At 68.1% G+C, this 16466-nt stretch carries 16 protein-coding genes; 12 read left to right on the forward strand and 4 right to left on the reverse strand.

What is annotated here, in order from left to right; genetic code table 11:
• Positions 1 to 88: 88 nt before the first annotated feature.
• On the forward strand, positions 89 to 523 hold the full coding sequence (locus QM841_RS18990) for a MarR family winged helix-turn-helix transcriptional regulator (protein WP_283333104.1): 435 nt from the start codon (positions 89 to 91) through the stop codon (positions 521 to 523).
• A gap of 9 nt (positions 524 to 532) precedes the next feature.
• On the opposite strand, the gene QM841_RS18995 is transcribed toward QM841_RS18990, so the two are convergent.
• Together QM841_RS18995 and QM841_RS19000 are read right to left on the reverse strand one after the other, a co-directional pair.
• Positions 533 to 1336: a hypothetical protein gene (locus QM841_RS18995; protein ID WP_283333105.1), complete on the reverse strand. Its 804-nt coding sequence runs from the start codon at positions 1334 to 1336 to the stop codon at positions 533 to 535.
• A 96-nt stretch (positions 1337 to 1432) separates the two neighbouring features.
• On the reverse strand, positions 1433 to 1975 hold the full coding sequence (locus QM841_RS19000) for a lipoprotein LpqH (protein ID WP_283333106.1): 543 nt from the start codon (positions 1973 to 1975) through the stop codon (positions 1433 to 1435).
• A gap of 208 nt (positions 1976 to 2183) precedes the next feature.
• Between QM841_RS19000 and QM841_RS19005 the strand changes: the two genes are divergently transcribed.
• From QM841_RS19005 to QM841_RS19035, 7 genes are all read left to right on the forward strand, one after another.
• Positions 2184 to 3509, forward strand: a complete 1326-nt coding sequence (locus QM841_RS19005; RefSeq protein ID WP_283333350.1) for a hypothetical protein — start codon at positions 2184 to 2186, stop codon at positions 3507 to 3509.
• Positions 3506 to 4537: a hypothetical protein gene (locus QM841_RS19010; RefSeq protein WP_283333107.1), complete on the forward strand. Its 1032-nt coding sequence runs from the start codon at positions 3506 to 3508 to the stop codon at positions 4535 to 4537. The genes QM841_RS19005 and QM841_RS19010 overlap by 4 nt, the downstream gene beginning before the upstream one ends.
• Positions 4538 to 4550: 13 nt before the next feature.
• A complete protein-coding gene (locus QM841_RS19015) occupies positions 4551 to 6050 on the forward strand; it encodes a tetratricopeptide repeat protein (protein ID WP_283333108.1) in 1500 nt (499 codons plus the stop codon).
• 214 nt (positions 6051 to 6264) lie between these two features.
• Positions 6265 to 6828, forward strand: coding sequence for an alkyl hydroperoxide reductase subunit C (gene ahpC / locus QM841_RS19020; RefSeq protein WP_105420263.1), 564 nt, complete (start codon positions 6265 to 6267; stop codon positions 6826 to 6828).
• A gap of 175 nt (positions 6829 to 7003) precedes the next feature.
• A complete protein-coding gene (ahpF, locus tag QM841_RS19025) occupies positions 7004 to 8596 on the forward strand; it encodes an alkyl hydroperoxide reductase subunit F (RefSeq protein WP_283333109.1) in 1593 nt (530 codons plus the stop codon).
• 114 nt (positions 8597 to 8710) lie between these two features.
• Positions 8711 to 9985, forward strand: a complete 1275-nt coding sequence (locus tag QM841_RS19030) for a CHAT domain-containing protein (protein ID WP_283333110.1) — start codon at positions 8711 to 8713, stop codon at positions 9983 to 9985.
• A gap of 90 nt (positions 9986 to 10075) precedes the next feature.
• Entirely contained in the window at positions 10076 to 10489 is a 414-nt protein-coding gene (locus QM841_RS19035; protein ID WP_073360863.1) for a VOC family protein, read from the forward strand.
• Here the strand turns inward: QM841_RS19035 and QM841_RS19040 are convergent.
• Positions 10454 to 11665: an FAD-dependent monooxygenase gene (locus QM841_RS19040; RefSeq protein ID WP_283333111.1), complete on the reverse strand. Its 1212-nt coding sequence runs from the start codon at positions 11663 to 11665 to the stop codon at positions 10454 to 10456. The genes QM841_RS19035 and QM841_RS19040 overlap by 36 nt on opposite strands.
• A 91-nt stretch (positions 11666 to 11756) precedes the next feature.
• Between QM841_RS19040 and QM841_RS19045 the strand changes: the two genes are divergently transcribed.
• From QM841_RS19045 to QM841_RS19060, 4 genes are all read left to right on the forward strand, one after another.
• Positions 11757 to 12473, forward strand: coding sequence for a TetR/AcrR family transcriptional regulator (locus tag QM841_RS19045; RefSeq protein ID WP_283333112.1), 717 nt, complete (start codon positions 11757 to 11759; stop codon positions 12471 to 12473).
• 74 nt (positions 12474 to 12547) lie between these two features.
• Positions 12548 to 12685, forward strand: a complete 138-nt coding sequence (locus QM841_RS19050) for a hypothetical protein (RefSeq protein ID WP_283333113.1) — start codon at positions 12548 to 12550, stop codon at positions 12683 to 12685.
• A gap of 84 nt (positions 12686 to 12769) precedes the next feature.
• Positions 12770 to 13951, forward strand: a complete 1182-nt coding sequence (locus QM841_RS19055) for a zinc-dependent alcohol dehydrogenase (protein ID WP_283333114.1) — start codon at positions 12770 to 12772, stop codon at positions 13949 to 13951.
• A gap of 283 nt (positions 13952 to 14234) precedes the next feature.
• Complete coding sequence (locus QM841_RS19060; protein WP_283333115.1) at positions 14235 to 15815, forward strand: FAD-binding oxidoreductase; 1581 nt, start codon at positions 14235 to 14237, stop codon at positions 15813 to 15815.
• A 13-nt stretch (positions 15816 to 15828) separates the two neighbouring features.
• Here QM841_RS19060 and QM841_RS19065 read toward each other — a convergent pair whose 3' ends face one another.
• Positions 15829 to 16320 (reverse strand): MarR family winged helix-turn-helix transcriptional regulator, encoded by a 492-nt coding sequence (locus QM841_RS19065; RefSeq protein ID WP_283333116.1) that lies wholly within the window; start codon positions 16318 to 16320, stop codon positions 15829 to 15831.
• Between the last annotated feature and the right edge of the window lie 146 nt (positions 16321 to 16466).

A 16466-nucleotide genomic window follows, 5' to 3' on the forward strand; every position in this document is an offset into this window, starting at 1 on the left:
TGCTGGACGGTTCGACGACCGGATGTCCGGATTGCGATGTTCCTATTTTGTTCAGCCTGCTGAGCAAATTGCAAATGGAGGCGAAGAAATGACGAGCGACGGCATGGACGAGTGGCCCACCGGACGGCTGTTGTCCACGGCTGCGCGGCTGGTCGAGCACTCGTGGGAGGACATTCTCCGGTCACAGAACATGACTCACGCCGGCCTCATCTGCCTGCACACGATCGCCGACCGGCCGGCCTCGCAACGGGACATCGCGAAGGCCTCGCGGGTGACGGACCAGACCATCAGCCGCACCATCGACCGCCTCGAACGAGTCGGGTACGTCACCCGGGAAACCGACCCGCTCGACGAGCGGCGCAAGCGGGTCGCGATCACCGAGTCGGGGCGCGCGATCTACCGCCGCCTGCTGACCCTGGAGAAGGAGGATGCGGCCCTCACCGCCGCCGTCGGCGACGTGGGGCCGCTGCGCGAACAACTCCTCCTCCTCGTCCGGTCGCTGGGACTTCCGCCCCGGGACTGATCGTCGTCGTCACACGTTCGCAGGCAGGGCGATGACGACCTCCTGCTCGTTCCCCGGCAGATAGTGGACCGTCACCACCCGGCCGACCTGGACGTGCCCGACGCTGCGCGGCGGCAGGAACTTCTCGACACGGGTGGTGAACGTCGTGCCGTCGGGCCGGGTGACCGCCAGCCCGAGTTCGACCTTCGAATTCCCGTTGCGGATCTCGCCGGGCACACTGAGCGACTGCACCACCGCCTGCGCGGGAACGCCGCGAGCCGCGATGTCGAGCTTGCCCGGGGTGGTGAGCCCCTGACGAATCATGGATCGGTTCAACGCGTCCTGCGCCGTCGACGTGTCGCCTGAGCGGTCGATCTCGACCTTGTCGGTGCGGCCCGGCAGGTAGCGGACGGGGAGAACGACACCCGGGCGGAAAAGAGCCAACTCGGTGAGCGGCACGATCATCCTGGCGTGCGATTCGAAGGTCTCGCCGTCGGCGCCCTCGACGCCGAGGTCGATCCGGACTTCCGGTTGATCGTTCAGCGTCATGCCGGTCTGGCGCACCGACCGCACCGTCCCGATCCCGACGGCGCCCTGCCGGAACGCGGCACTGTTGCGCCCGGTGAATGCCGCCAGCACGCTGTCGCCGGTGAGGGCGAAACAGACCACGACCACGCTGACCGCGACGATCGGCCAGATCATCTGCGGGCCGACCCACGACAGGGCGTCGATTCCGTAGTTCGACCGTCCCCGATCGCCGAGGCCGTACCACAGGTAGTAGCCGACCGACCCGACGAGAAACACCAGGGCGGCGGTACGCACGATCTTCTTCACGATGAGTCCTCTCCGTGCCTGAACTGGGGGGAAGAACGGGTGGGACGCGCGCGAACTCGACTGCCGCGACTCCGCGCGCGTCCCGGGTGAGCCGGCTCAGCCGCCCACGACGGTCGAGCATGCGAACGTGATGTCGAACTTCGACGAACTCGGCGCGGTCGGGTTGCTCATGTCGGGCGCGCCGACTCCTTCGCCGCTGATCGTGTAGGTGTCGCCGTCCTTCACGACGGTCGCGGATCCGCCGGGCATTCCCTGCCCGAAGCCGAGGGCGTACGGGAGGCCGTTCGACCCGCCCTTGCTGCCCGCGATTCCGACGGCCTGCACGGTGTCCGCGCCGGTGATGGTCGCGGAGACCGCCAGGTCGCCGTACGTCGCATTGGCGGTGTCTGCCAGCGCCAACGCGAGGGTGTCGCCCTGCTTGGCGCAGGTGGCGTCGAAGTCGGCTTCCAGTGCCTTGCCGTCGACCGCCGCGGAGGATGCACCCGCCGGGCCCGAGGCCGCCGGGGACTGTTCGGAGCTTCCGCCGCCGGAGCTGCTGTCGCCGGTGTCGCTGCAGCCCGAGACGAGCAGGGCGACAGCGGCCGCCGCCACGATGCCGGCGGTGTAGACGCGCTTCTGAGTCCGAACGATCTTGTTCATGATCCGTCCTTCACGTTTCGTGAGGGGCGCTCGGCGCCCGTCGTCGATTCCTTCGGCTCGCGGACTGGAGCCGATGTGAGAAAGGTAGGAACGTCTCGCGCCCTACCGATCCCAGATTTGTCGCCCCGTCGATCGGGCATCCCTGCGGTAGCCTGCTCGAATGCGGACGGCATCGAGGAGCTCAGTGGCTGCTCGGCGACCGCGAGCGATGGTCCTCGACGAGGTGTGGCGCGAGCTGGACGGGGTCGAACCGCTCAGTGGGCCGGACGGCGGACCCCTGAGCCGCACCGTGAAACTGATCCTCGATCCGCTGGTCATCCGCCCGGTGCAGAACCCGCTGTGCGCCGGTCCGATCGTCACGGCCGACGGGGCGCAGTTGCTCGCCACCCGGGTGCACGCCTCCGCCGACGTGCTCCGCGCCACCGCCGCCTGGTTCACGCTGCTCAAACGGGTTCGCCGGGCGCTGCGCATCACGGACGGCAACCCCCAGGACCTGTATTTCCAACGCTGTTTCGAACTTGCGACCGGTTCGGGCACCCCCGACCCGCTCCGGAGCGAATCCGTCGCCGAGGACACGCTGCGCGACGTGCACGATGTCGCGGCCGGCCGCACCACTCAGGCGTTGAAGGCCCACGTCACCGACCCGGAACGGGGACGCGAGCTGAACGCCCTGATCGACGTCGCGTGGGGGCGGCGACCGCTGTCGGGCGCGGCCACCGTCGACCACGCCGACGCGATCGACGTGGTACTCGACGCCTGTCCCGGCGCGCGCCTGGACCAGGACGGCGACGACGGACGGCAGGCACTCGACAGCCTGGTCGCCGGCCACGCAGGAACCCACCGCGGGATCGCGCTCTGGACAACCGCGGCCTCTGCCCACCGGCTCGGGCTGACGGCGCATCCCGTGCCCGCGCCGCCACGTCTGGGAGCGTCGGCGTCCACCTCGACCCTCGGGCTCCCGTTCGACCGGTCGGTCTACGAACGCGTCTTCACGGTGCTCCGCGCGTCGACCGACCGTGCGGAGCTGCCACCGATCCACGAACTGGTCACGACCGAGATCGCCCGAAGTTGCTCGCCCTGGGCGCTTCTCGACGAATCCCTGCGGGTCGCGGCGACGACGGGCGCCGGGTTGGCAACCGGTCTCCGTCCGATCGGAACGCCGTCTCCCCCCGCGGCCACGGACACCACCGCCGTCCGGGTGATCAACGGCCGCTGGCAACGGGAGGCGTACGTCCTGCAGGCACGCCGCCTCACGGTGAGCGCCGACGCCGCGTCGCTGCCCGAAGCGAATCCGCTGACGGCCATCGCCGCCGAACTCCGCGAGCCGTGGCGGCCCTACCTCCGTCGCCTGTGGGTCCGCCTCCACGGCCGCGACGTGCGCGAGTTCTCGGTCCACGAACCCGACGAGCTCTGGGACCTCCTCGACGGAGTGGCGCGATCGGTGATCCTCGACCACCGCATGCGGGTCAAGCAGGCACTCAGCGCAGTTCCGCTGACGGATGCGGAAGATGCTCCCGAATCGAGGGCGAGTTGACCCCCGGCACGGTGCGGATCGAGCGCGCACCCGACGGGGTATGGGTCATCGCCCCCGACGACGCACCGAGTGTCCTGGACGACGCCGCAGGCATCCACGTGGCAGTGCTGGAAGTGCTGGGCGGGCACCTGTCGTGGAGTGTGCTCGCCGACCACACGGTCCCGGTCGCGGTGCTCGACGACGTCGCGTCGGCGCAGAACTGGGTGTGGGCCGTGTTCGGCGAGGAAGTCGCGCTCGCCGTTGCCGCCGGCTCCGGGCGCGACGTCACGGTCGAGCCGGCGCGACCGCGGGTGGCCGCCGGTGCGAGGCGACTCGCGTACGCGCACTGGGCGGCGCGGTGGTGGCCGGCCTCGACGATCGACGCCATTCCCCCGCTCGACGAGGGGCTGTTGCACGGCGAGATCGCCACCCTCGTCGAGGAATGCGATCTACTCGTCGACGGAGACGACGCTGTCGTGCCGACGGGCCCGGCGCCCGCCGACCGGCCCCGCCGGGCAGACGACTACGCCCTCGCGGCCGGCGCGGCGGTCGCGACGCTGCCGAGCACGCTCGTCCTGGCGCGGGGTACCACCGGATCCGACTGGCGCCGGTACCCACCCGGGCTCGTCGACGCGTCCGAGCGTGCCGTGTCGTGGGAGGTGGTGCGCGCCGCCGGGAACACGACCGTGCGGGTGAGTGTGGTTGCGGCACCGGGCCTTTCCCAACCCATGCCGGCGCATGTGCGTCCACACGCGCTGATCGGCACCGCATCGGGCACCGCTGACGTCGCGCTGCAGCTGTCGGGGGACGTGTGGTCCGGCGCGTCGGTCGCACCACCGGGCTCGGAATCGGGGGTGTCCGTGGACGTGTACCTGCCCGGGTTCGGCGTGAACGGTCACGCCGACGACGGAGGCCCGGAGGCCCGGGAGCGCGTTCGGGCCCTGGTCCACGGGCGGCTGCGCCGGGCTTCGGAGACGGCACCCGACGACGGGGCGGATGCGTCCCTGCTCGCCGAGATAGCCGCGGCCGCCTCGGATTCGGACTTCTGACGTGGGAGAACAGATGGGGCGTGACCTCCTCGCGGCCGGCGCGGCAGCGTACTCCCGCGGAGACGTCGCCGAGGCACTCCGGACATTCGAGCGGGTCGCCCGCTCGACCACCGGCGATCTGCGGACGAGCGCGATCATCAACGCGGCCAGCATGTCCGACGAACTGGGCGATCATGTGACGGCCGTCGACCTCTACCGGGAAGCCCTCGCGGCGATGCCGGCCGACGCGATCCGGATGCGCCCCGCGGCGCTGGTCAACCTGTCGCAGGCCTTGCAGCACCTCGGCGACCTCGACGGCGCGCAGGACGCTCTCGAGCAGGCGCGGGGACTGCTCGCGGCAGCCGACGATCAGGGCGACCTGCGCGTCGCGTGCCTGCTGTCGCTGACCGCGGTCGCGATGCACCGGCAGCAGTGGGCGCACGCGGCCGACATCGCCACCGAGTCCCTCGACGCGGCGGTGCGTTTGGCCCCCGCGCTGGCGGGCCACCCGCTCATGAACCTGGCCGCCATCCATTTCGAGACCGGGCGCTTCGGCCTTTCCGACGACTTCGCCGGCCAGGCGCTCGACGCGTTCGAGACGGCGGGCGACGTCAACGCGGTCGCCGAAACACAGCAGAACCTGGGCATCATGCACGTCCGCTCGGGGCGGCCCGACGACGCCGAACCGCTGCTGCTGTCGAGCCAGACATATTTCGAGCGCGCCGGGATCGGCCACCGGGCGGGAATCGGGTCGAAGGTGCTGGCCTTCCTCGCCGAGGGCCGCGGCGACACCGAACGCGCGTCGACACTCTATCGCCGCAGTCTCGACTACTTCCGGAGTTCCGGAGCGGTACTCGACGCCGCGGACGTCGAGACCCGCCTCGCCACCGTCGCCTTCGGTGAAGGGCGGCCCGACGAGGGAGAGACACTGCTCGCCGCCGCGTTCGACACGTACCGCGGGCTGGGGCTCGGGCTGCACTGCGCGCAGGTCGACTTCTGGCACGCAGCCCTCCTCGAATCCGCGCTCGCGGCGTCCGGCACCCCCGACAGCGCGGTGCGGGCACGAGCCACCGCGCTCGCGGTGCCCGCGGCGATCGCCATCGACGCCGTGCGGTACACACTCCCGAACGGGCGTCAGCGCGAGCAGTGGAACCGCGAGATCGCCGATCCGGCGATGCAATTGGCGTTCCGGCTCGCGTACGCCTCGGGTGACGCGCGCCTGGTGGCCGATCTCGTCGAGGCGCAGTGCGCGGGGACGACGGTGGACGTCGGCCGGGCCGAGCACCGCACCCCGGCGCGGCTCCCCCTGCAGTTGCCGGACCTTCCCCCGGCAGGCACGACCGACACCGAGGGGTCGTTCCTGCTCGGCGCCGCACTGGCCGGAGTCGCGGCCGGCGCCGGTCTGCCGGTGCCCCTTCCCCCACGGCTCGCCCTGACGTCGGATGGGCGAATTGCGCTGGGCAACTCGATCGCGGTCGCCGAGGAACGCTACCGACGCGCGGTCCGGGACAGCCGGGTAGTGCCTGCATGGTGACCTCTCCCAGGTGTCATGGTCGTCACACCGCACGTCCGGCGACCACCTCGGGTGGTGTGGATGGAGTGCGGCACTGACCTGCGACGCTGCCGATTCTGCGACCATTGATAGCCCCACCCAATCTATGGAATAGGTCTCATAGATTGGACCTATTCCAATCTGCTGGATAGCCTCGTCGCTGTTGGATTCCCCGTCTCCCCGAATAGAGGTTTCAATGGCCCTGATCAACACGCAGATCAAGCCCTTCGCCGCGAACGCTTTCAAGGACGGCGCGTTCATCACCGTGTCCGCGGACGACATCAAGGACAAGTGGGCGGTCTTCTACTTCTACCCGGCCGACTTCACCTTCGTCTGCCCGACGGAACTCGGCGACCTCGCCGACCATCACGAGGAACTGCAGCGCCTCGGCGTCGAGGTCTTCTCGGTGTCCACCGACACGCACTTCACGCACAAGGCGTGGCACGGATCGTCCGACACCATCGGCAAGATCAAGTACGCCATGATCGGTGACCCGACCCAGGAGATCAGCAGGAACTTCGAGGTCCTCCGCGAGAACGAGGGATTGGCCGACCGCGGCACCTTCCTCGTCGACCCCGACGGAGTCATCCAGTTCACCGAGGTCACCGCAGAAGGCATCGGGCGCAACGCCGCCGAGCTCGTTCGCAAGGTCAAGGCCGCTCAGTACGTCCGGTCGCACCCGGGCGAGGTCTGCCCGGCCAAGTGGGAAGAGGGCGAAGAGACCCTCGCCCCGTCGCTGGATCTCGTCGGCAAGATCTGACGCAGCCAGTCGTACCGCAGGCACGGGCTCAGGTTCCCTGAGCCCGTGCGGGCGGTTCCCGGTGCTCAGCTCCCGTGGGGGCAATCGGTGTCGCACCAACACCTTCCGGACCACCTGAACCAGAATTTTCCGGTTTCCGATCCCCTTGTCCTCCCGACCGATGGAGTAGATCCTCATGCTCGAAGCCTCGCTTGCCGGCCAACTGAAGTCCCTGCTCGAAAAGCTGACCCTGCCGATCGAGCTCGTGTCCTCACTCGACGACGGACCCAAGTCGGTCGAACTCGCCGAACTGCTCACCCAGATCGCGGCGATGTCGGAGAAGATCACCTACGAACGCCGCGACGACGACACGCGACGCCCGTCGTTCGCGGTCCGCCGCAGCGGAACCGACATCGAGGTCCGCTTCGCGGGCATCCCGCTCGGCCACGAGTTCACCTCGCTCGCACTCGCTTTGCTCCAGGTCGGCGGCCACCCGTCGAAGGAGGCACCCGAACTGCTCGAGCAGGTCCGCGACCTCGACGGCGACTTCCACTTCGAGACCTACTTCTCGCTGTCCTGCCAGAACTGCCCCGACGTGGTGCAGGCCCTGAATCTGATGTGCGTGCTCAATCCGCGCATCAGACACGTCGCGATCGACGGCGCCCTGTTCCAGGACGAGGTCGACGGCCGCCAGATCATGGCTGTCCCGACGGTCTTCCTCAACGGCGAGCTCTTCGGCTCCGGCCGGATGAGCCTGGAGGAAATCGTCGGCAAGCTCGACGTCGGCGCCGCCGACCGCGCCGCCGCCGCGATCGCGCAGAAGGATCCCTTCGACGTGCTCGTCGTCGGAGGCGGTCCGTCCGGCGCCGCGGCCGCGGTGTACGCCGCGCGCAAGGGAATTCGCACCGGTATCGCCGCCGAGCGCTTCGGCGGTCAGGTGCTCGACACCATGGCGATCGAGAACTTCATCTCCGTCCCCTACACCGAGGGACCCCAGTTCGGGTCGGCGCTCGAGAATCACGTCCGTCAGTACGGCGTCGACATCATGAACACTCAGAGTGCCGCGAAGCTCGTGCCTGCCGCCACCGAGAACGGTCTCGTCGAGATCGAACTGGAAAGCGGTGCTTCTCTTCTCGCGCGCACCGTGATCCTGTCGACGGGTGCGCGGTGGCGTTCGATGAACGTGCCCGGCGAGGACGCGTACCGGAACAAGGGTGTGACCTACTGCCCGCACTGCGACGGACCGCTGTTCAAGGGCAAGCGTGTCGCCGTGATCGGTGGCGGTAACTCCGGCGTCGAGGCCGCAATCGATCTCGCGGGACTCGTCGAGCACGTCACGCTCGTCGAGTTCGACTCGGTGCTCCGCGCCGACGAGGTGCTGCAGCGCAAGCTGCGCAGCCTCCCGAACGCCGACATCCTCCTGAGCACGCTCACGACGGAGGTCCTCGGGGACGGCAACAAGGTCACCGGCCTGACCTACCAGGACCGCACGACCGACACCTCGCACACGCTCGACATCGAGGGTGTCTTCGTCCAGATCGGCCTCCTGCCCAACACCGAGTGGCTGGCCGGGTCGGTCGAGTTGTCCGACCGCGGCGAGATCGCGATCGACGACCGCGGCCAGACGTCGGTGCCCGGCGTGTTCGCTGCCGGCGACTGCACCACCGTGCCGTACAAGCAGATCGTGATCGCCGCCGGTGCCGGAGCAACGGCAGCGCTGAGCGCATTCGATCGGCTCATCCGGACGGGCGTACCCGCCGAGGAGTCCACCGCCGCAACGGTCGCGTAGTTCGGCCGAGGTCGACGAGCCGTGCCTGCACGTCAGGCACGGCTTTCGGCTTTCTGATCGACCCGGGTGCCGGTACTCGCGCCACAACCTGGGTGGGTAGGGAATGCTGGGACGGTGCCGACTCCTCCGTGTCACCCACCGACCGCGATCGTCCGGATGGCCGACGCCGGGGATCTGTACACGTCGTGGCGGTGGACCCACGACTCGCACCCCGGCGGTGTCGGCGTCGCACCCGCCGCGCAGGTGGATGCAGCCCTCGCCGCGCTGGCCCGGGCTCTGCCCGACCTCACGGATCCGCAGGGGCTGCACCACGCGCTGACGGCGGGCGGCTTCTCCGCCTACGAGTCGGAGCATGATCTGGCTCAGCTCCTTTCACGCACATTTCTTCCATTCGGCCTTGCGCAGCAACTTCACGAGCTGCTCACCCGCGGTGTGCGGCCCCACCTCCGGATCCAACCGTCGCCCCGCGTCGCGCAGGTGCCGTGGGAACTGATCGCACCCGACGCTGGGCTGCGTCTCGTCGACATCGCGGATGTCAGCCTGCTGGCTCCGCTCAGCATCGTCCACTCGCCCGGCCGGCCGGTTCGAACGTGGACGCACACCCGGCAACTCCCCGTCGTCGCGGTGCTCGACCCGCGGGTGCCGGGCTTCCGTGCAGATTCGGAACTCGGCTCGGTCCTGGGGCGGATGGCCGCGGACAGTCCGCTGTCGCAGCGGGTCGCGACCTATGCCGGCGAGGGCCGGCTGCTCCCCGAGGTGGACGGACCGACGGACTGCTTCCGCCGTGAAGACGTGGACCGGGAGTGGCTCGGCGCAGCGTTGCGTGAGGGTGCGGGCCGGCTGATGTATGTCGGTCACGTCACCGCGGCGGCACCCGAATCCGGTCAGAGCGAGCACGCCGAGCTACACCTCGCCTGCGCCGCGGACTCCGTCGGGTTCGCGGAGCCGACCCGTGCTCACCGGCCGTTGTCCGCGAAGGACCTCCTGCTGGGCACGCACACGCTCACGGCCGAGCCGATCCGCGGCGCGGAGTTGTGGCCGATCCCGAGCAGGGTGGCGCTGATCGCCTGCGAGAGCGGTGGTGACCTGCGGTTCAGCGAGGCGCTCGGGCTGGTCTCCGCGATGATCGCCGGCGGGGCGGAACTCGTCACGGCCAGCCGCTGGGCCCTGCCCACGGACCTCGCGTTCCAGCGCATCGCCGGCACCGCAGCACACGCGCGTCCGCTGCAGGACGCCATCTGCTCGATCGACGCCGCGCACGAACTGCCCGACGCGGTCGGCGCGCTCTGCGACTGGCAACGCGAGCGGGTGGCCGCCTGGCGGGACGAGCGGACGATCGAGCACTCACCAGTGCTGTGGGCGGCGTTCGCGACGGTCTCCACCCACTGATCCGCCTCGGCCGTCCGTTCCCCACATCGTGTCGGCCGGTCGTTGTACCGTCGTTGCTGTCGGTTCCGGCACGAAGAAGGAGCATGTCCCATGACCTCTCGGCTCAACCCCTACATCAGCTTCGACGGCAACGCGCGGCAGGCAATGGAGTTCTACAAGGACGTCTTCGGAGGCACCCTTGCGTTGAACACGTTCGGTGAATACGGTGCGCCGGAAGGCGAAGGCGCCGACAAGATCATGCACGCCATGCTCGAGTCGGACACCGGCTACACGCTCATGGGTGCAGACACCCCGCCCGGTATGGAGCACAACCCGGGAACCAACATCGCGGTGAGCCTGAGCGGAGACGACGGCGACGAACTCCGCGGCTACTGGGCCAAACTCGCCGACGGCGGATCTGTGTCCGTGCCCCTGGAGAAGCAGATGTGGGGAGACGAATTCGGCGCCTGTACCGACAAGTTCGGCATTTCATGGATGGTCAACATCGCCGGCACACCGGGCTGATCGCAGCGCCGGGTAGTCCTGCAGATCGATGTCGGTAGCGAAGGAGTCGGTCAGCTTCATCATCAGGCCGAACAGGAACGTGGACTTGAACGTCCAGTTGCGCAGCCTGATTCGAGTAGCCGATTTCGGCGCGAGAAACGGCCCGGCACTTCCCTTGCGGGCGATCTTCGCGTACCCGAGCATCTTTTCGTTGTAGCGTCCGAACCCCACGCGGTGGTCGCCGTCGGCGGCGGCGAGCTCACCCGCCAGGACGTACGCACCCACGAGGGCGAGGCCGGTCCCGAAGCCGCCCAGCGCATTTCCGTACGCGGCATCACCGACCAGGGCCACGCGGCCGGCGGTGTAGGTATCGGCCTCGACCCTCGCGATCGAGTCGAGGTAGAAGTCGGGCGCGTCGTCCAGGTGCGCGAGTAGCCGGGGCACGCGCCACCCCGCATCGGCATACGCGGCGGTCAGCATTCGTTTCTGCTGGGCGACGTCGGCGCGGTCGTACTCGATCCGATCGGAGGCGAAGACGAACAATTCCGGAGCCTTCGGTCCGCCGACGACGGCCATCCGTCCCGGCTCGTTGTACATCAGTCCCGTCCCGCGTTCCCGGTCCGGCGAGGCGTCACTCGCCGAGCCGGTGGTCCCGACGACGGCGTAGTAGTAGCCGAGGTATCGGACGAACTCGTCCTCCGGCCCGAACCGGTGGCGGCGGACGGCCGAGTGGATGCCGTCGGCGCCGAACACCAGGTCGAACCGGCGTGCGTCCGACTTCTCGAACGTGACCTCGACACCCGAGTCCGTGTCGACCAGTGCGGTGACGGAATCGCCGAAGAGGTACTCGCACGAATCCGCGGTGCGCCGGTAGAGGATCTCGGTGAGGTCGCCCCGCGCGATCTCGATGTCGCCGCCGACGAATTCCCCGGGGATGGTCGCCAGGTGCCTGTCGCGTTCGTCGACGATCAGGAGGTCGGTTTTCCCGGTCTGCCTGCGGCGCACGTCGTCGAGGATTCCCATCCTCTCCAACACTTTTCGGTGAACCTCCCCCTTGAAGTCGACGGCCTGGCCGCCGAGCCGAAGGTCGGGTGCCCGCTCGACGATGGTGACGGTGTATCCGCAGCGGCTGAGCCAGAACGCCAGTGCCGGACCGGCGATGCTTGCACCCGAGATCAGGACGGTTCTGTTCGGCATGGGAGCCTCCGCGGAGTAATTGTGTCTGACGGACACAAATCAGTGTATGGTAGACACTATTCCGGATCAAGAGTCGTCCGGAGGAGCGCAGATGGTCACCCAGCCCCGTACCGCCGAGCTGCTGTGGGGATCGCCGGAGAGACCGAAGCGGGGACCGAAACCTGCGCTGAGCCTCGAGCAGATCGTCGCCACCGCGATCTCGATGGCGGATGCCGAGGGCCTCGCCACACTGTCGATGCAACGCCTCGCGGAGGACCTCGGGTTCACCAAAATGTCCCTCTACCGCTATACCCCCGGCAAGGCAGAGTTGACCGCCCTCATGCTCGATGCCGCTCTCGGACCCGCGCCCGACCTGTCCGAGATCGACGGCGGCTGGCGCGCTGTGCTCCACGAGTGGGCTCTCCGGATGTGGGCGGGCCTGCGGCGGCATCCGTGGGTGGTGGACGTCGCGGTCGGTCCGCGAGTGATGGGCCCGAACGAACTGGACTGGCTCGAATCCGGCCTCGACGCCCTGCGCGACACGGGACTCACCGGCGGGGAACGCCTGGACGCGGTGGCCCTGATCACCGGTCACGTGCGCAGCCTCGCTCAGCAGACGACGGCACCCGGCGCCGAAACCGACACACCCGAGAAGTCCCTGAACGCGATCATGACGGGAATCGTCGCCGACCACGCCGACCGCTACCCCCAGGTGACGGCCGCGTTCACGTCGGCCAGTGCCACCTCCGGGCAGGACGACGCGCTGGAATTCGGCCTGGCCCGCATCTTCGACGGGCTCGCCGCCCTCGTCGCGGCCCGCGCCGGATGACACCCATTCCGCTTGCGGCTCGGCACTCCTAACGTCATGGGTAGACCACGTCGGAACCCTATCGAGGAGACATCATGACGATCGACCGAGGACTACTGGGCCGGCAGGCGCACCTGACCGGAGCCATCCCCCAGGCACTGGGCGAGGTCGGCCCCGAACTGCTCGCCACCGACCCCGATATTGGTCCCGTCGACGTCATCGCCGTCAAGTAGGCACACCCCCTCGAGCACGGTTTACCTCCATCTCCCGTCGGGCACCCGACTACGGACATCGACCGACGAGAGGTGTGGTTCCCAGTGCGAGCAGTCACGTGGCAAGGCAAACGAAAGGTCAGCGTCGACACCGTCGCCGATCCGAAGATCGAACACCCGACCGACGCCATCATCAAGGTCACGACAACGAACATCTGCGGTTCCGATCTGCACCTGTACGAAACTCTCGGCCCGTTCATGGGAGAAGGGGACATCCTCGGCCACGAACCGATGGGGATCGTCGAGGAGGTCGGCTCGGCGGCGGGCGACCTGAAGGTCGGCGACCGCGTCGTGATCCCGTTCCAGATCTCGTGCGGCGACTGCTTCATGTGCAACTTGCAGCTGTACACCCAGTGCGAGACGACGCAGGTCCGCGAGCAGGGCATGGGAGCGGCGTTGTTCGGTTTCTCCAAGCTCTACGGCGAGGTGCCGGGAGGACAAGCCGAGTACCTGCGCGTCCCCCAAGCCCAGTTCACCCACGTGAAAGTCCCCGAGGGCCCACCGGATTCCCGATTCGTCTACCTGTCCGATGTGCTGCCGACGGCGTGGCAGTCGGTCGAGTACGCCGCGATCCCCGAGGGCGGGTCGGTCACCGTGCTCGGCCTCGGACCGATCGGAGACATGGCGGCGCGCATCGCCCACCACAAGGGTGCACGGGTCATCGCGGTCGACAACGTCCCCGAACGCCTTGCTCGCGCCAAGGCCCGGGGCATCGAAACCCTGGACCTGGACGAGCACGGCGGCGATCTCGCCGACGTCATCCGCGACGCGACCGACGGTCGCGGCACCGACTCGGTGATCGACGCGGTCGGCATGGAGGCGCACGGTTCACCGATCGGCAAGCTCGCCCAGCAGATCGTCGGGTACCTGCCCGATGCGGTGGCGGCGCCGCTCATGCAGAAGGCCGGTGTCGACCGACTCGGCGCGCTGTATTCGGCGATCGACATCGTCCGCCGCGGGGGAACCATTTCCATCATCGGCGTCTACGGCGGCATGGCCGACCCGATTCCCATGCTCACGTTGTTCGACAAGCAGATTCAGCTGCGCATGGGCCAGGCCAACATCAAGAAGTGGGTGGACGACATCATGCCGCTCCTCGGCGACGACGACCCACTCGGCGTCGACACCTTCGCCACCCACGAACTCCCCCTCGAACAGGCACCCCACGCCTACGAGATCTTCCAGAAGAAGCAGGACGGTGCGGTGAAGATCCAGCTCAAACCCTGAACGACGCAGACGCAAGCGGCGGTGGCCGGGATCCCGTGACGGGTGGCCCGGTCACCGCCGCCGTTTTGCGCAAACCGGATAGGCCGTCGCCCGAGCATCCCCCTGACCAGCACGGATACGGCGAAGTCCGCGTCCCACCTCTCGGCGTGTAGCGGATTGCCCAGCGCAGTGACGCCCCTCACACTTGTAAGCAAGGAAACCTGATATTCAGCGAACAGCTGTCGCAGGTCTTGCGTACGACCCGGCCGCATCGAGGCGGCCGCCGAACGAGGAGCAGTCAAGAATGACGCGAACCCTTCCCCCTGGCGTTTCCGACGAGCGATTCGGCGCGGCGCTCCAGCGCTTCCGCGACGTCGTGGGTGACAAGTGGGTCCTGTCGACCGCAGACGAACTCGAAGCGTTCCGCGACCCGTACCCGGTCGGCGCCGCCGAGGCCAACATGCCGTCGGCCGTCGTCTCACCGGAGTCGACCGAGCAGGTCCAGGACATCGTCCGGATCGCCAACGAGTACGGCATCCCCCTCTCCCCGGTCTCGACCGGGAAGAACAACGGTTACGGCGGCGCCGCCCCGAGGCTGTCGGGTTCGGTGATCGTCAAGACCGGCGAGCGGATGAACCGAATCCTCGAGGTCAACGAGAAGTACGGTTACGCACTGCTCGAACCCGGGGTCACCTACTTCGACCTGTACGAATACCTCCAGAGCCATGATTCCGGACTGATGCTCGACTGCCCCGACCTGGGATGGGGCAGCGTGGTGGGAAACACCTTGGACCGCGGCGTCGGGTACACCCCGTACGGCGATCACTTCATGTGGCAGACGGGACTGGAAGTGGTTCTGCCGCAGGGCGATGTGATGCGCACCGGCATGGGCGCACTGCCCGGCAGCGACGCGTGGCAGTTGTTCCCCTACGGGTTCGGCCCCTTCCCGGACGGCATGTTCACCCAGTCGAATCTCGGGATCGTCACCAAGATGGGGATCGCCCTGATGCAGCGGCCGCCCGCGTCGCAGTCGTTCCTGATCACCTTCGACAAGGAGGAGGATCTGGAGCAGATCGTCGACATCATGCTGCCGCTGCGCATCAATATGGCTCCGCTGCAGAATGTTCCGGTGCTACGCAATATCTTCATGGACGCGGCGGCGGTGTCGAAGCGCACCGAGTGGTTCGACGGGGACGGGCCGATGCCGGCCGAGGCGATCGAGAGGATGAAGAAGGATCTCGATCTCGGCTTTTGGAACTTCTACGGCACCCTGTACGGACCTCCGCCGCTGATCGAGATGTACTACGGGATGATCAAGGAGGCGTTCGGGAAGATTCCCGGCGCCCGCTTCTTCACACACGAGGAACGCGACGACCGCGGTGGACACGTGTTGCAGGACAGGCACAAGATCAACAACGGCATCCCCAGCCTGGACGAACTGCAGCTCCTGGACTGGGTACCCAACGGCGGGCACATCGGATTCTCCCCGGTGTCGGCGCCGGACGGGCGCGAGGCGATGAAGCAGTTCGAGATGGTGCGCGCTCGCGCCGACGAATACGCCAAGGACTACGCGGCGCAATTCATCATCGGGCTCCGCGAGATGCACCACGTGTGCCTGTTCATCTACGACACGGCGATCCCCGATGCTCGTGAGGAAATCCTGCAGATGACGAAGGTCCTCGTCCGCGAGGCCGCCGAAGCCGGTTACGGCGAATACCGCACCCACAACGCCCTGATGGACGACGTGATGGCGACGTTCGACTGGGGCGACGGTGCGCTGCTGAAGTTCCACGAGAAGATCAAGGACGCCCTCGACCCCAACGGCATCATCGCGCCCGGCAAGTCCGGTGTGTGGCCGCAGCGGTTCCGTGGCCAGAACCTCTGACACGCCACGCGCCTCAGTGCGCGGGCGTCTCGGCCAGGGCGGTCCGGCAGCGGCCGAGGTATCCGCGGAACGCCTCGCGCTGACGAACACTCATGTCGGCGAGCATCTGTTCCTCCAACCCGCAGATGCTCGTGTCGTACTCGGCGAGAAGATCCAGGGCCTCCGGGGTGAGGCTGGTGAGCATGCGGCGACGATTGGCGGGGTCGACGCGCCTGGTCACCAGTCCGCGGCGCTCCAGCGCGGAGAGCATCTCGCCCATCGTCTGCGCGGTGACGAAGGAGTTTCGTGCCAGTTCGGCGGACGACAACCCGTCGCGCCGGCGCAGGACGGTCAGCGCCGTGTACTGCAGCGCGGTGATACCCATCGGCCGCAGCAGGGCATCCATGTGGGATCGGATCGCCAGTTCGACCTGCTTGATCGCGTACAGCAGGGTCGGCGAGGAGTCGTGCGCGTACTCCCCGTCGAGCGGTGTCTCATCGATCTCGTCCGGAAGATCCGCCGTCATCGCCCACTTCTCCCCGCGCCTCGAGCTCGAGGCCCGCGAACTCGGACCTCAGGTTTCCTGACCATCTTAGGTCGCCCGAGCCGGGTTCGACCGCAACAACGAACACAAGGAACCCTGCCGAATACGGTCGGCAGCTCACACGAAGC

The organism is Rhodococcus sp. IEGM 1307 (assembly GCF_030056915.1).
In the GTDB taxonomy this organism is placed as follows: domain Bacteria; phylum Actinomycetota; class Actinomycetes; order Mycobacteriales; family Mycobacteriaceae; genus Rhodococcus_F; species Rhodococcus_F opacus_D.

Bases quoted from the DNA above. Each gene is read 5' to 3' on its own strand.
- QM841_RS18990 (WP_283333104.1), top strand. From the start codon at position 89: ATGACGAGCGACGGCATGGACGAGTGGCCCACCGGACGGCTGTTGTCC.
- QM841_RS19000 (WP_283333106.1), bottom strand. From the start codon at position 1,975: ATGAACAAGATCGTTCGGACTCAGAAGCGCGTCTACACCGCCGGCATC.
- QM841_RS19005 (WP_283333350.1), top strand. From the start codon at position 2,184: ATGGTCCTCGACGAGGTGTGGCGCGAGCTGGACGGGGTCGAACCGCTC.
- QM841_RS19015 (WP_283333108.1), top strand. From the start codon at position 4,551: ATGGGGCGTGACCTCCTCGCGGCCGGCGCGGCAGCGTACTCCCGCGGA.
- ahpC (WP_105420263.1), top strand. From the start codon at position 6,265: ATGGCCCTGATCAACACGCAGATCAAGCCCTTCGCCGCGAACGCTTTC.
- ahpF (WP_283333109.1), top strand. From the start codon at position 7,004: ATGCTCGAAGCCTCGCTTGCCGGCCAACTGAAGTCCCTGCTCGAAAAG.
- QM841_RS19035 (WP_073360863.1), top strand. From the start codon at position 10,076: ATGACCTCTCGGCTCAACCCCTACATCAGCTTCGACGGCAACGCGCGG.
- QM841_RS19040 (WP_283333111.1), bottom strand. From the start codon at position 11,665: ATGCCGAACAGAACCGTCCTGATCTCGGGTGCAAGCATCGCCGGTCCG.
- QM841_RS19045 (WP_283333112.1), top strand. From the start codon at position 11,757: ATGGTCACCCAGCCCCGTACCGCCGAGCTGCTGTGGGGATCGCCGGAG.
- QM841_RS19050 (WP_283333113.1), top strand. From the start codon at position 12,548: ATGACGATCGACCGAGGACTACTGGGCCGGCAGGCGCACCTGACCGGA.
- QM841_RS19060 (WP_283333115.1), top strand. From the start codon at position 14,235: ATGACGCGAACCCTTCCCCCTGGCGTTTCCGACGAGCGATTCGGCGCG.
- QM841_RS19065 (WP_283333116.1), bottom strand. From the start codon at position 16,320: ATGACGGCGGATCTTCCGGACGAGATCGATGAGACACCGCTCGACGGG.